The sequence below is a fragment of the Bradyrhizobium sp. 45 genome (assembly GCF_023073155.1).
Lineage (GTDB): Bacteria > Pseudomonadota > Alphaproteobacteria > Rhizobiales > Xanthobacteraceae > Bradyrhizobium > Bradyrhizobium canariense_D.
The window spans coordinates 1-13,906 of the sequence record NZ_JADPIX010000006.1 but is presented as its reverse complement, the minus strand read 5'-3'; the positions used below and the strand labels follow the sequence as shown (position 1 = coordinate 13,906).

Here is a 13,906-nt window from a genome sequence, read left to right as displayed (position 1 = left end):
ATCGCCCAGGGCGGTCGCCATGGTGAAGCAGACGCTATATTGAGACAATGTGACGCGGCGATAACGCGCGAGCGCTTACGCGTTGCCAGCGGCCCGGAATTGGGCACCGGCGCGCTGCAGGTTCTGCGGCAGGCTGAACAGCACCGCCTTGCGGTCGGCAACCGCCGCATGGAACTGGTCGAGCGCGATGTTGAAGGCGGTGAGCGCACCTTCCTCGATCGCGCCGTGGTCGTAGCAGCGCAGCGTATCGCGCAGGATCTCGTCGGCCTCGGTCTGCATCTGATCGAGATCTTCGGTCGTTTCGCTCTTTCGAGCGGCGGTGATCATGTCGAGCAGCCGCTCGCGCAGATGGCTGTTGTTGTCGCGCTCGTCCTTCTTCAGATAGCCCGCAAACCAGGCGCCGATCGAGCCCATGGCCGAGAGCGCCATCAGGGTCCACCAGATGTAATCGCTGTATCTGTCGAGGAAGGTCTTTTCTTCGCCGTCGACGAAAGCGGCGGCGCCGGGATGCACGGGAATCACCGCATCCTTGTCGGTGTCGGGCGTTTCGATCTTCGCCGCCAGCGGGAATTCCGTCACCAATTGCTGGCGTACGGAGAAAAGCTGGCGCGTGAACGCCGCGATGGTGGTTTCGGACACTGCTTTGCGCGCCACGATGTGGTGCGAGAAGCTGATGGTCTTGACCTCGTCATCGGGACGATCGGGCGAGCCGCCGTAAGTGCCCGCGGGAATCTCGGCCGCTTCATAGACCGGATGGTTCTGGGCGATCGCATCCGCGGAATCGATCGCGAGAAAGGTCGGCGTGCCGAAATCCTTGGTGGAAGCGGCGATCGCCTCCGCCGTGATCTTGCTGTTGACGGGACCGGCCGCGAGATAGGCATCAGCCCTCTGCGCCTTGATCGCTTCGACGGCTTCGGTTGCCGGGTATTGCACGATCTCGACCTTGGCGGGATCGACACCGTATTGCTGCAGGATCACCTTGAGCAAATTGACGTTGGCCTGGGTGCGGCCGACCACGCCGACCCGATGTCCGGCGAGCTGCGCGATCTTGGTGATCTTCGCGCCCTTCTTCTTGCCCTTGCCGGACACGGACCATAGCGCCACGACGTTCTTGCGCAGGGTCGCAACCGCTTGCGCGTTCTTCGGTACGTCGACGTCGCCGCGCACAATGGCAAGATCGGCCTTGCCTTCCGCGAGCAGATTGGCGCTGGCGGTGGCGCCGTCGGTCTGGATCGGGCGCAACCGCACAGAACTCTTATGCTGCGCGAAGGCCTGGGTCAGTGCCTGCACGACCTTGACGTCATCGCTGTTGGCGGGGCCGACCGCGATCTTCAGCGTCACCGGCCGCATGGCAAAGTAATAGCCGCCGGCGAGCGCGCCAACGATCGCGAGCACCAGCGCGAGAGTCACGAGCGCCGTCTTCCGCGCCGATGATCGCGGCGAGGGCGGGGTGGGCGCTTCGGCCAGGTCCAATCCCCCGGTCATCGATCTCCCGAACATTCGCTTGAGGCTCAGTTTCATCTTGGCCGGCGGTTTACGCCTGCAAGTGTAGCAAATTTCTTGTCCGGCAGGGTTACATCTCCGTTATGGTTAGCGGATGGGGTCCAATCCCGTATGAACCCGGGGCGTCAGTGCGGTGTTAGGGTAAAGTTCCCCTGAAAGGACGGAGGCGAGGATGACAGAACGGCTCTCGGCGGAGGCACGCAGGCAGGCGCTGGGCGAACTACCTGGCTGGACCGAGGCTCAAGGACGCGAGGCGATCGGGAAAACCTTTGTCTTCAAGGATTTCAACGAGGCGTTCGGCTTCATGACCCGCGCGGCACTGGTCGCCGAGAAGATGGACCACCACCCCGAATGGCGCAATGTCTACAAAACGGTGGAGGTGGTGCTGTCGACCCATGACGCCGGCGGCGTCACCGCGCTCGACATCGAGCTCGCCAAGGCGATGAACGCCATCGCCAAGCTGACACCAGGCTGACGTCTTGCAGGGGAAGGCCGCGTCCCCATCTTGTGATCAGCACGGGATGCGGCGATCTGCCACCCAGGCTGGAACGGGGAGTTTGTCGAACATGGCTGCCGAACACAGCGTCGGTTTCGAGCCCGCCGACCGGCTCGCGGAAGATCGTGAGAGCGTGCGCCGCCGCTTCTGGCGCAAGCTGAAGCGTGTCGCCGCGCATCTGCCGTTCGCGGAGGATCTGCTCGCGGCCTATTACTGCGCGTTCGACCGCCAGACGCCACGCCATGTCCAGGCCTCGCTGCTCGGGGCGATCGCCTATTTCATCCTGCCGTTTGATTTCGTTCCCGACGTGATGCCGATCCTCGGCTTCACCGATGACGCCGCCGTACTCGCCACCGCGATCCGCATGGTTGCCAGCCACATCACGAACGAGCATCGCGAAGCCGCCCGCGCCGCGCTGAAGCGCGGGGTGGATGAGGTGGAGCCGGAAGCCGCGCAATAGCTGTCGCCGCATACTCCGCTGTCATTCCTCGCGATGGTGCGGAATCCAGCACGCCGCGGCCTTCCGATTGAACCATAACCGTCTCGGAATGCTGGATCGCCGCCTTCGCGGGCGATGACAGCTGTATGTGTGGATGACTGCTCGCTACTTCTTCTCCGCCTGCGCCTGGGCCTGGGCCTTTTCGGCGTCCCACGCCTGGAATTGCTTGAACAGCGTTTCCTTGTCCGCGTCGGACACTTTTGCGGCCGAGGGGCTCTGTCGCAGGAACGCCTCGAAGCGTTGCCGCGTCACCGGTTCGACGCCGTGGCGGTCGAGCCATTGCTGCGCCACCGGCAATCTGTTCCAGCCCGCCAGGGGCGCCGCGAGCGAGACCTCCTTCCACTTTGGATGGAAGGGCGGGTTCTGCAGCGTCGGGAATTTCGTGAAGAACGCGTCCACGTACAGTGCAAGCTTGCGGTAGCGCTCGGTGTTGGGCGCCCAGTTGTAGGCCGCGAGCACGGCCGGCACCGCGATGGTGTCCACGCTCTCGCCCTCCTTGACCAGGTTCGGATAGTCCTTGGCGGTCAGCGTCGCCGGCAGATAGTCGCTCTGGAGGGGCTTTGCATAATCCACGGTCGCAAGGTGGAAGCGGCCGTCATTGCCGAAGGTCGAAACGGACTTGTACGGTTTGCCGCCGACCACGATGACGGCGTCGATCTCGCCGGCCTTCAGTTTCTCCATCGCGATGCGCTGCTCGACATAAACGAATTTCGCCTTGATCCCGAGCCGCTCGAACACGGTGAGCGCGGTGACGAAGGTGCCGCCGTTGGGCAGATCGACGCTTACAGTTTTGCCTTCCAGATCCTTGAGTGTCGCGACCGATTTTGGCGCGATCACCTGCATCTCTTCGTTGTAGAGCTTCGTCACATAGGTGAATTGCTTCTTGATGTCCTTGGCAAAACCTTTGCGCTCGAGATAGTCGAGCGTATCCGCGCGGACGATTCCGAGATCGACGCCTTGCAGGAACAGGATGTCGGCAACGCTCTGCACCGAACCTCGGCCGACGATTGGCAACACACGAATCCTGTTGCCGTCGTCGAGCACGGAGGCGAGGTCGGCGCCGAATTGCACATAGGTGCCGCCGATCGTGCCGGTGATCAACGTCACGGTGTTGGCGTTCAGCGACTGCTTGGTCGAGGTCGAACCGAACTGGAAGATGGCTTTCAGGCTGTCAGAGACCTTGGCCGGATCATATTCGGTCTGCTCCGCGCGTGCCGCGAAGGCATAGATCATCATGATGGCGGCAAGCGCCATTCTCAAAGCATTACGCATGATATCCCCTAAAGAGTTCTAGTTCTGAAGCTGGGCGAGGCGTTGCCGCGCCTCCGCCGATCCAAGGCCTGCGGCCTTTTGGTACCAGTCGCGCGCGGCGGTCGCGTCGGCAGCAACGCGCCGCGCGTCGCTCGTGCCCAGCACCGCCGGGTCATAGGTTTGCGCGAGCAGAAATGCAGCCGTTGCATCCTGTGCATTGGCGGCCCGTTCGAGCAGCAGGCGCGCCGCGGCAATGTCGCCGACCGCCAACAGACCGTTCGCGCGCGCCATCAGCCCAGCCAGTGTGTCGGCATCGAGCGTCTTAGCGGGCGGTGGGGGCGCAGGCGGCGCCGCGACTGGCCCGGGCGCCTGGGCTTGCAGCGCGGTTTGATAGGCAGTCGCAATCGCTTCGCGGCTCGGAGCTGAGGCTGCGGGGAGATCCTGCGCGTCAGCGCTCGCCAGCCTTGTGTTGCTCAAGCGCGCCGGGTCCTTGTACGCGGTCTGAGGCCTGTCCGGCACGTTGGCCGACGCCATGGCCTGGTCCAGCTCGGCACCCGTCGGGCCGGCAGCGTCGGCGGCGAAGAGATTGCGGAGACTGGGCTGATACAGCGCGGCCGCAACGGCCAGCGTGGATGCGATGAGAACCGCCGCGAGAACACGCGGGACAATTCTGAGCCGGGGACCCAACGCCCGCGCCGTATATTCGCCTGACTCCGGCACACCGAGCGGATCGGACAGGAACAGTGGAATTGGATCTTCCGGTGACAGATCGAGCCGCGCGGCGCGCGCACGGATATAGGACGCGACGGCCGGATGTGATGCAGCTTGATCGGAATCGAACGATCTCGATTCCCTGGACGGGCGGTACGCCGTCGTCTCCATGGTGATGCTCCCCACTACTAACGCAACGCTGGGGCATCCCGGCTTCAGTCTTTTTGTTGTTGTCCAGAAATGCCCCGCAAACTGGAGCCGGTAAATCGCCGTCTGAATCAGCCCAAAAAACGTCGGCGGCTTGCGCGAATCGGGAGATATTTGGGTTTGATTGAGGCGAGGCGGAGGAATGCCCCGCAATTTTGTCGACAATGGTTGACGGGGATTGACCCGGCGGCGGCGCGGACACTGCCTGTCCCGCGCTCGCGGTCATTCCCCGCGAAGGCGGGAATCCAGTACGCCGCGGCTTCTCGATTCAATGACTGACGTCTCGGAGTACTGGTCGCCCGGTCAAGCCGGGCGATGACAGTTGAGCTCGTGGCGAGCGGCCGTACCGACACACGTCGTGCCGCATAGCCTCACGGATGCAGGATCACTTTGCCCATCGCCTGGCGTCCGGCGAGCACCTTGAGCGCATCCGCCGTCTGCGCCAGCGGGAAGACGCGATCGACATGCGAGGAGATCTTTCCTTCCGCTGTCCACTTCACGAGCTTCTCGAGATTGGCGCGGTTCTTTTCCGGGTTGAGCCGGGTCCAGGCGCCCCAGAACACGCCGCGGATATCGCAGCCCTTCAGCAGCGCGAGGTTCAGCGGCATCTTCGGAATGTCGCCGGCGGCGAAGCCGATCACGAGGAAGCGGCCTTCCCAGGCAATCGAGCGCAGGGCCTGCTCGGCATAGGTGCCACCAACCGGATCGAAGATGATGTCGACGCCCTTGCCGCCCGTAAGCTTTCGCAGGCCTTCCTTCAAAGCTTCCTTGCCGTAATTGAGCGCGAGTTCTGCGCCGTGCGCCTTCGCGAATTCGAGCTTCTCGTCCGACGAGGCGCAGGCGATCACCTTCAGGCCCATCAGCTTGCCGAGCTCGCACGCGGCAAGTCCGGTGCCGCCGGCGGCGCCGAGCACCGCGAGCGTCTCGCCCGGCTTCGGGCTCGCGCGATCTTCCAGCGCATGCAGCGCGGTGCCGTAGATGATGATGATGCCGGCCGCGCGGTCATAATCGAGATTGTCGGGGATCTTCACGATCGATGCCGCCGGCAGCGCGATCTTTTCGCGCGCGCCGTTGTGGCCGCAGGAGGCGACGACGCGATCGCCGATCTTCAGATCAGTCACGCCGGGACCGATGCTCTCGATCACCCCAGCCACTTCGGCGGCCGGCGAGAACGGGAATGGCGGCTTGATCTGGTACTTGCCTTGAATCATCAGGATGTCGAAGAAGTTCAGCGCCGCAGCCTTGATCGCGATCACGGCTTCGCCGGGACCGGCCACCGGATCCGGCACGTCGGCCAGAACGAGATCGTCGGGCTGGCAATATTGCGAGCAGAGGATGGCTTTCATGGCGGCACCTTCTTGAGAAGTGAAGTACTGGGCGTTTCGAGTGGATTTATAGTTTGCCCGTTTCTGCCGGATTTAGGTGCGGGCGACAATCCGGTTTCTTTGTCAGTTGGAACGCAGGAGCCTATCCTCCCGTCATTGGGAGCGTAGCGAAGCCTATTTCCGCGGTACGGTTTCCCGCTGCGCGCGCAACGACGAAACAAGAAGGATTCAAACCATGTTTGAAACAGGCCTGCTCAAGGACAAGCGCATCCTCGTCACCGGCGGCGGTTCGGGCCTCGGTGCTGCAATGGCGCACCGTTTCCTCGCGCTCGGCGCCGAGCTCGTGATCTGCGGCCGCAAGCTCGATCGGCTCGAGGCGGCGGCGAGCAAGATGCGCGAAGAGAACGGCGGCAAGGTCACCACGATCGCCTGCGATATCCGAGACGGCACCGCCGTCGAGAGCATGATGGACGCGATCTGGCGCGGGGCGCCGCTCGATATTCTCGTCAACAATGCGGCTGCGACTTTCATCGCGCAGAGTGAGCATCTCTCATTCCGCGCCGCGGATGCGATTCTCGCGCCGACCCTGCATGGTGCGATGTATTGCACGCTTGCCGCCGGCAAGCGCTGGATCGACGGCAAGCATGGCGGCGTCGTGCTCTCGATCCTCTCGACCTCGACCATCACCGGTCGCGCCTTCACCGTGCCGTCGGCGATGGCGAAGTCGGCCGTGTTGGCGATGACCAAAAGTCTCGCCGTGGAATGGGGCCCGAAGGGAATCCGCACCGTCGCGATCGCGCCGGGACCGTTCCCGACCGCCGGCGCCTCGGGCCAGCTCCGCCCCGAGGGTCGCGACGAAGGGTGGGCCGCGCGCAACCCGATGGGACGAGCCGGCGAGCACCCCGAGCTTGCCGACCTCGCCAGCTTCCTAGTCTCCGACCGTGCCGGCTACATCAACGGCGAGATGGTGGTGATCGACGGTGGCGCGCATTTGCGCAGCTCCGGCGTCGAGGATTTGTTGCGCTGGACCGATGCGCAATGGGCGGAGCAACGCGCGGCGCGATCCAGGGCCTAGTCGCCGCGACCTTCGCTAACTGCCTTCCCAAATTGGACTTTCCCGGCTATCCCTGCCCCGGGGACAATGCGCGACCGGGCCATCTTCCAGTCACAATATTGAGGGAACCACTCCAGCATGTGGCGGGTGCTGATTTTAGCTTTGATGACGGGCGTGGCGGCCTGTGGAATCATCGATTCCGCGCGGGCGCAGACGGCGCAGCCTGCGCCCAAGACTGCACCGAAAGAGGCCGCGCCGAAACCGGCCGCGCCGGCGGCCAATACGACCGGAAAGACGGCTGCAAAGCCCGAGAGCAAGCCGGCGGCCCCGCACGCGGCGGTTGCCGGCGGCGCGGAGCCAACCCTGATCGGTCAGTTCGGCACCTGGGGCGCCTATTCGGCCGCGCCCAACGGCAAAAAGGTCTGCTTCGCGCTGGCCAAGCCGTCGTCGTCGAAGACCAACCCGCCGAATCGGCCGCGCGATCCTGCCTATGCCTTCGTCTCCACCCGCCCGGCGGAGAAGGTCAACAACGAAGTCTCGGTCATGATCGGCTATGCGCTGAAGCCGGGCTCTGAATCCTCGGTCGAGGTGGGCGGCGCCGCTTTCGCCATGTACTCGCAGGGCGACGGTCTCTGGATCAAGAACGCGGCCGAGGAAGAGCGGATGGTCGAGGCCATGCGCAAATCCGCCGATCTCGTGGTCAAGGGCATGTCGTCCAAGGGGACCGAGACCACCGACACCTTTTCGCTGAAGGGCCTTGCCCAGGCGCTCGACAAGATCGCGCAGGATTGCAGGCGTTAAGCCTGCGGTCGATAAGGTCGCAATCGGCCGTTCCGGTTGCTATATAGGGCGCGTTCCAGATTTTCTCCCGTCATTCCGGGGCGATGCGTAGCATCGAACTCGGAATCTCGAGGTTCCGGGTTTAGTCCTTTGGACCATCCCAGAACGACCACCTAAATCAGGCCATTCCATGCAACCGACGACCGAGCCGCACAACGCAACACTGGTGGAGAAGACTCCGCTCGAGACCTATGTGCCGCCGGCGAGGCCCTCGCTGATCGGCCTGTCGCGCACCGAGCTTGCCGATCGCCTCGGCGAGATCGGCGTTGCACCGGCGCAGCGCAAGATGCGCGTGCAGCAGCTGTGGCACTGGATGTATTTCCGTGGCGCCCAGAATTTCGAAGAGATGACGTCGGTCTCGAAGGGCATTCGTGCCGAGCTCGCGCAACATTTCACCGTCGACCGGCCCGAAGTCGTGGCCGAGCAGATCTCCAACGACGGCACCCGCAAATGGCTGCTGCGGCTGCCGAGCGGCGACAATGTCGAGCGGGCGCATGAAGTCGAGTGCGTCTACATCCCCGAAACCGATCGCGGCACGTTGTGTGTGTCCTCCCAGGTCGGCTGCACGCTGAACTGCTCGTTCTGCCACACCGGCACGCAGCGCCTGGTGCGCAATCTCACCGCCGGGGAGATCGTCGGACAGGTGATGGTGGCGCGCGATCGTCTGAATGATTGGGCCGATCGCGAAGACGGTACGCGCCGCGTCACCAACATCGTGATGATGGGCATGGGCGAGCCGCTCTACAATTTCGACGCGGTGCGCGACGCGCTGCTGATCGTCGGCGACAACGAAGGCATCGGCATCTCCCGCCGCCGCATCACGCTGTCGACCTCGGGTGTGGTCCCGAATATCGTGCGCGCGGGCGAGGAGATTGGAGTGATGCTCGCGATCTCGCTGCATGCGGTGCGCGACGAGCTGCGTAACGAGCTGGTGCCGCTCAACCGCAAATATCCGATCAAGGAATTGCTGCAGGCCTGCCGCGACTATCCCGGCGCCTCGAACGCGCGCCGCATCACCTTCGAATATGTGATGCTCAAGGGCGTCAACGATTCGCTCGACGATGCCAAGCTGCTGGTGAAGATGCTCAAGGGCATTCACGCCAAGATCAATCTGATCCCGTTCAACCCCTGGCCCGGCACCGCCTATGAGTGCTCGGACTGGGACCAGATCGAAAAATTCTCCGAATACGTCTTCAACGCCGGCTATTCCTCGCCGGTGCGCACTCCGCGCGGCCGCGACATCCTCGCCGCCTGCGGCCAGCTCAAGTCGGAGACGGAAAAGCTCTCGGCCCGTGAACGCCAGACGCTGCGGGCCATGGCGATGACGGATTGATATTGATGATGGCGACGCTCTCAACGCCCGTCATGGCCGGGCTTGACCCGGCCATCCACGTCGAGCCACGAGAGAGCAAGTCGTGGATGCCCGGGTCAAGCCCGGGCATGACGATTGTGGATGTGGCGACGCCGTCAGTCACCAATTCGTTCCCATCATGTCCCTGATCGGCCGCCTCGTCGTCATCTTCATCGGCTTCCTCGCCGCCTGTTTCGTCGGCGGCATGATCGTTGTCGTCGCGCTGTTGTTTCCGGAGTTCGCCGATCTCGGCGCCGGTCCCGTCGATCAGGGCACGATCGATATCCTGCTCGGGTTCGGCTTCATCTTCGTCTCGGGCTTTGCGCTGGTGCCGGCGGCGGTGATCGTGGCGATCACCGAGGCGCTCTACATCCGCAGCGCGCTCGCCTATGCCGTGGGCGGAGGCGTCGTGGGGCTCGCCTGCTATCTCGGCCTGGTCCCGTTTCATTCCGACACGCTGCAATTCGAAGGCATTGTGCGGCGGCATCTGGAGATCATGACCGGCGCGGGCATCGTCGCCGGCGTCGTCTACTGGCTGATCGCCGGCCGCAATGCCGGCGCTTGGCGCAATCCGCCGCCTGCGCGCCAACCGCCTCCGCCGCTGCCGTCGAATTCGCGGCCGGATGCGCGGTGACTTTCTGACTTGTCACGGGGTTTTCATCCCTTTCCCACTGGGCTAAACCGCGCGCCATGAACCGGACTGGACTCTTCATCGCCCTGGCGCTGTGGCTCGTGATCGGCGTCGTTTTCGGCCTCTATCCCGAGCTTGATCTCAAGCTCGCCGCGCTGTTCTTCGACCCTGAGACGAAAACGTTTCCGCTCAAGCTGAACGGTTGGGCCGGCTTCGCGCGCGACGCCGCGATGTGGGTCGCCTGGGCGTTCGTGCTGCCTGCGCTGATCGCGCTCGTGGTCAAGATGGTCCGGCCCGACCGCCCGCTGATGGTATCCGGTCGCGCGATCGTCTTCCTGCTGGTCACGATCATCATGTCGGCCGGCATCCTCACCAATCTCGCCTTCAAGTCCTATTGGGGCCGGCCGCGCCCGGTGGTGGTGACGCAGTTCGCCGGCGACCAGCAATTCGTGCCGTGGTGGGATCCGCGCGGGGGCTGCGCGCGCAACTGCTCGTTCTTCTCGGGCGAGGGCGCGACCGCGTTCTGGACGCTGGCGCCGGCCGCACTGGCACCGCCGGCGTGGCGACCGCTCGCTTATGCCGGAGCCGTGGTGTTCGGCCTCGTGACCAGCGGGCTGCGGATGGCCTTTGGCGGCCATTTCTTCACCGACGTGTCGATCGCCGGCCTCGTCACCTTCGTCGTGATCTGGTTTGCCTACGCGCTGATTTACCGCTGGCCGCGGACCCGGTTTTCCGACGAGGCGGTCGATGCCGCCCTGACTCGGCTGAACATGCCCGCTTACCGGCTCCGCCAGCGCCTGTTCGGACGCAAGACGGGTGCCGAGCCGTCAGTTTGAGCCATTAAAGGGGTGCCGAGCCCCGCGAAATTTGATATTCGCGCGGTCAACCCGTGAAACGACATCAGCCCTTCGAGACCGATTGGAAGCCCCATGACCACGATCCTGAAAAGCCTGCCCAAGGGGGAGAAAGTCGGCATCGCTTTTTCGGGCGGCCTCGATACCAGCGCGGCGCTGCTCTGGATGAAGCAGAAGGGCGCGCGCTGCTACGCCTATACCGCCAATCTCGGCCAGCCGGATGAGGCCGATTACAACGAGATCCCGCGCAAGGCGATGGAGTTCGGCGCGGAGAAAGCGCTGCTGGTCGATTGCCGCACGCAGCTCGTCCACGAAGGCATCGCCGCTATCCAGTCCGGCGCCTTTCATATCTCGACCGGCGGCATCACCTATTTCAACACCACGCCGCTCGGGCGCGCCGTCACCGGCACGATGCTGGTCGCGGCGATGAAGGAGGACGGCGTCAACATCTGGGGCGACGGCTCGACCTTCAAGGGCAACGACATCGAGCGCTTCTATCGCTACGGCCTCCTGACCAATCCGGGCCTGCGCATCTACAAGCCCTGGCTCGACCAGCAGTTCATTGACGAGCTCGGCGGCCGCGCCGAGATGTCGGCGTTCATGACGGCGCAGGGCTTTGCCTACAAGATGAGCGCCGAGAAGGCGTATTCGACCGACAGCAATCTGCTCGGCGCGACGCACGAGGCCAAGGATCTTGAAAGTCTCGACAGCGGCATCAAGATCGTCAACCCGATCATGGGCGTGCCGTTCTGGCGTGACGACTGCAACGTCAAGGCCGAGAAGGTTGTGGTGCGTTTCGAGGAAGGCCAGCCGGTCGCGCTGAACGGCCAGACCTTCTCTGATCCCGTCGCGCTGTTCCTCGAAGCTAACGCCATCGGCGGCCGCCACGGCCTCGGCATGAGCGACCAGATCGAGAACCGCATCATCGAGGCCAAGAGCCGCGGCATCTATGAAGCGCCCGGTATGGCGCTGCTGCACATCGCCTATGAGCGCCTCGTCACCGGCATCCACAACGAAGACACCATCGAGCAGTACCGCATCAGCGGCATGCGCCTCGGACGCCTGCTCTACCAGGGCCGCTGGTTCGATTCGCAGGCCCTGATGTTGCGCGAGACCGCGCAGCGCTGGGTCGCGCGCGCCGTCACCGGCGAGGTCTCGCTCGAGCTGCGCCGTGGCAACGACTACTCGATCCTCAACACCGAAAGCCCGAACCTCACCTATGCGCCGGAGCGGCTCAGCATGGAGAAGGTCGAGGACGCGGCGTTCACGCCGGCCGATCGCATCGGTCAGCTCACCATGCGCAACCTCGACATCAACGATACCCGCGCCAAGCTGAAGCTCTACAGCGACACGGGCCTGCTCTCGGGCAGCGAAGGCTCGCAGATCTTCCGGCTGGAGAGCGACAAGAGCTGACACGCTCCATCCGGGCTACGAAACAAAACAAAAAATGGCCGGGATTGCTCCCGGCCATTTTGCATTTGTGTGTCGCCTCAGCGCGGCGGCGCGGTGCCGGGCGGGGGCGGCGGCAGCGAGGCCTGGCCGCCGTTGAGCAACGGCGTGATGTTGCGGACGGTGACGCGCCGGTTGATCGCGCTCGGTCCTTGCGTCTGCTCCTTCAGGTACTGCTCGCCATAGCCTTGCGACGTCAGGTTTTCAGACGGCACACCGAATTGCTGGGTCAGCAATTCGGCCGCGGACTGCGCACGACGGTCCGACAATGACAAATTGTCGACGTCGTTGCCGACCGCGTCGGTGTGACCTTCGATCAGGAACACCACGCGCGGGTTGGCCTGGATCGCACGGTTGAGACCGTCCGCGATCGACTGCAGCTTCGCCGCCTGGTCCGGTGGGATGGTCCACGATCCGGTCTCGAAGTTGATCGTGTTGAGGTCGATGCTCGGCATTTGCATGCGAACATTCGGGCTGTAGCGGATCTCGTCGAGCGTGTAGCGACGGTTGATCCGCTGCACCGGCGGCGCCACCATCGTCTCGTAGATCACGTCCGGCGAGGCCTCCTGGGCGTCGACGATATAGCGATCGTAGGGCATGTTGACGACGGGCGGCGGCGCGTCGACATAGAAACCGCCGACCGACTGCGGATCGCGGTAGCTGTTGTCGATGATGACGAGCTCGCGCCCGGCCGGGTCCCTGCGGATTCGCCGCAGCAGCCGACCGTCCTGACCTACAACGGTAATGATCTCGCTGCCGTCGGGACGGATCACCACGGTGCGGGTATCGGCGCCGACAGTTTCGGTGCGGATGTCGCGGGCGCCATAGCGGAAGCGATAGAGATCGTTGCCGCGGACGTAGGTCTGCCCACCCGGATCGCGGATGATGATGCGGTCCGGCTCGGTGTAGACGGTGCGGCCGCCTTCGACCGACTCGCGGCGCTGGTTGCGGTAGTCGGCGATGGTGGCGCCGATCACGGCACCGGCGACGACACCTGCACCGATCGCGAGCGGCGTCAGGTCACGCTGCGGCGGACGCGGCGGTGGCGGCAGGGGCGTGGTCGTCGTGGGCGCGGCGCGGAACGCCGGCGCAACCGTGGGCGCCGCGTATTGCGCCCTGTTGGGCGGCGGGGTCGCAGCCGCCGAGCCCGGCACGGTGCTCGGTGCAGCGGCGCCGGCGGGGGGAGCCGGCGGCCGGGGCGGGGCGCCTGCCTGCGGCTGGGTCGGCGGAGCTCCGGCAGCGGGTGCACCAGCAGGAGGCGCACCACCCTGGCGTCCAGGGGGCGGTGTCACGGCGCCACCGGGGGCCGGCGTCGTTGTCGGAGCCGGAGTTGCACTAGGCGCAGGAGGCGAACCTGGACGGCCGGGCGGCGGCGTCGGAGTGCCACCGGGAGTCGGCGTACCGGGGCGGCCAGTCGGCGGCGTGCCCGGCGTGCTGCCTGGAGCCGGCGTCGCGGTCGGCGCAGGAGTCGCCGTCGGTGACGGTGTGGCTGCAGGTGCAGCCGGAGCACCCGGTCGCGCGGTCGGAGCGGCCGGCGCAGGCGACGGTGTTGCCGTGGGCGCCGGCGCTGGGCGTCCCTGCGGAGTTGCTGCCGCAGGCGGCGTCGGTGCGTGCTGCGGAGCCGCGGCGGACGGCGGTGCTGGCGGCGGGGGAGCCGGGCGCGCGGAAGGCGGTGCCGGAGGCGGCGGTGTCGGCGCGTGCTGTTGCGGAGCCGCAGCCGGGGGCGGCGCAGGTT

The 13,906-nt window shown here is 64.9% G+C and carries 13 protein-coding genes; 8 read left to right on the top strand and 5 right to left on the bottom strand.

Annotated features, from left to right (window positions below):
- Positions 1-75: 75 nt before the first annotated feature.
- Positions 76-1,521: a TAXI family TRAP transporter solute-binding subunit gene (locus IVB42_RS00580; RefSeq protein ID WP_018459758.1), complete on the bottom strand. Its 1,446-nt coding sequence runs from the start codon at positions 1,519-1,521 to the stop codon at positions 76-78.
- Positions 1,522-1,675: 154 nt separating this feature from the next.
- On the opposite strand from IVB42_RS00580, the gene IVB42_RS00575 reads away from it, so the two are divergent.
- Entirely contained in the window at positions 1,676-1,978 is a 303-nt protein-coding gene (locus tag IVB42_RS00575; RefSeq protein ID WP_018459759.1) for a 4a-hydroxytetrahydrobiopterin dehydratase, read from the top strand.
- 91 nt (positions 1,979-2,069) lie between these two features.
- Entirely contained in the window at positions 2,070-2,459 is a 390-nt protein-coding gene (locus IVB42_RS00570; RefSeq protein ID WP_018459760.1) for a YkvA family protein, read from the top strand.
- Positions 2,460-2,603: 144 nt separating this feature from the next.
- Here the strand turns inward: IVB42_RS00570 and IVB42_RS00565 are convergent, their stop codons facing one another.
- The 3 genes from IVB42_RS00565 to IVB42_RS00555 form a co-directional block, all read right to left on the bottom strand.
- Complete coding sequence (locus IVB42_RS00565; RefSeq protein ID WP_247338184.1) at positions 2,604-3,770, bottom strand: TAXI family TRAP transporter solute-binding subunit; 1,167 nt, start codon at positions 3,768-3,770, stop codon at positions 2,604-2,606.
- Positions 3,771-3,788: 18 nt separating this feature from the next.
- Positions 3,789-4,832, bottom strand: a complete 1,044-nt coding sequence (locus IVB42_RS00560) for a hypothetical protein (protein ID WP_247370620.1) — start codon at positions 4,830-4,832, stop codon at positions 3,789-3,791.
- Between the two features lie 206 nt (positions 4,833-5,038).
- Positions 5,039-6,013 (bottom strand): NADPH:quinone oxidoreductase family protein, encoded by a 975-nt coding sequence (locus IVB42_RS00555; RefSeq protein ID WP_247397668.1) that lies wholly within the window; start codon positions 6,011-6,013, stop codon positions 5,039-5,041.
- A 214-nt stretch (positions 6,014-6,227) separates the two neighbouring features.
- On the opposite strand from IVB42_RS00555, the gene IVB42_RS00550 reads away from it, so the two are divergent.
- From IVB42_RS00550 to argG, 6 genes are all read left to right on the top strand, one after another.
- A complete protein-coding gene (locus IVB42_RS00550; RefSeq protein ID WP_018459763.1) occupies positions 6,228-7,067 on the top strand; it encodes an SDR family oxidoreductase in 840 nt (279 codons plus the stop codon).
- A gap of 117 nt (positions 7,068-7,184) precedes the next feature.
- Positions 7,185-7,847, top strand: coding sequence for an invasion associated locus B family protein (locus IVB42_RS00545; RefSeq protein ID WP_018459765.1), 663 nt, complete (start codon positions 7,185-7,187; stop codon positions 7,845-7,847).
- Positions 7,848-8,016: 169 nt separating this feature from the next.
- Positions 8,017-9,219 carry a 23S rRNA (adenine(2503)-C(2))-methyltransferase RlmN gene (gene rlmN / locus IVB42_RS00540; RefSeq protein ID WP_018459766.1) on the top strand — a complete coding sequence of 401 codons (1,203 nt, stop codon included), beginning with the start codon at positions 8,017-8,019 and terminating at the stop codon, positions 9,217-9,219.
- Between the two features lie 157 nt (positions 9,220-9,376).
- Positions 9,377-9,871 carry a hypothetical protein gene (locus IVB42_RS00535; RefSeq protein ID WP_018459767.1) on the top strand — a complete coding sequence of 165 codons (495 nt, stop codon included), beginning with the start codon at positions 9,377-9,379 and terminating at the stop codon, positions 9,869-9,871.
- Between the two features lie 56 nt (positions 9,872-9,927).
- Complete coding sequence (locus IVB42_RS00530) at positions 9,928-10,704, top strand: phosphatase PAP2 family protein (protein WP_018459768.1); 777 nt, start codon at positions 9,928-9,930, stop codon at positions 10,702-10,704.
- A 93-nt stretch (positions 10,705-10,797) separates the two neighbouring features.
- Positions 10,798-12,135 (top strand): argininosuccinate synthase, encoded by a 1,338-nt coding sequence (gene argG, locus IVB42_RS00525; RefSeq protein WP_018459769.1) that lies wholly within the window; start codon positions 10,798-10,800, stop codon positions 12,133-12,135.
- Between the two features lie 77 nt (positions 12,136-12,212).
- On the opposite strand, the gene IVB42_RS00520 is transcribed toward argG, so the two are convergent.
- The coding region (locus IVB42_RS00520; RefSeq protein ID WP_247469622.1) for an OmpA family protein at positions 12,213-13,906 on the bottom strand (1,694 nt) is incomplete at its 5' end.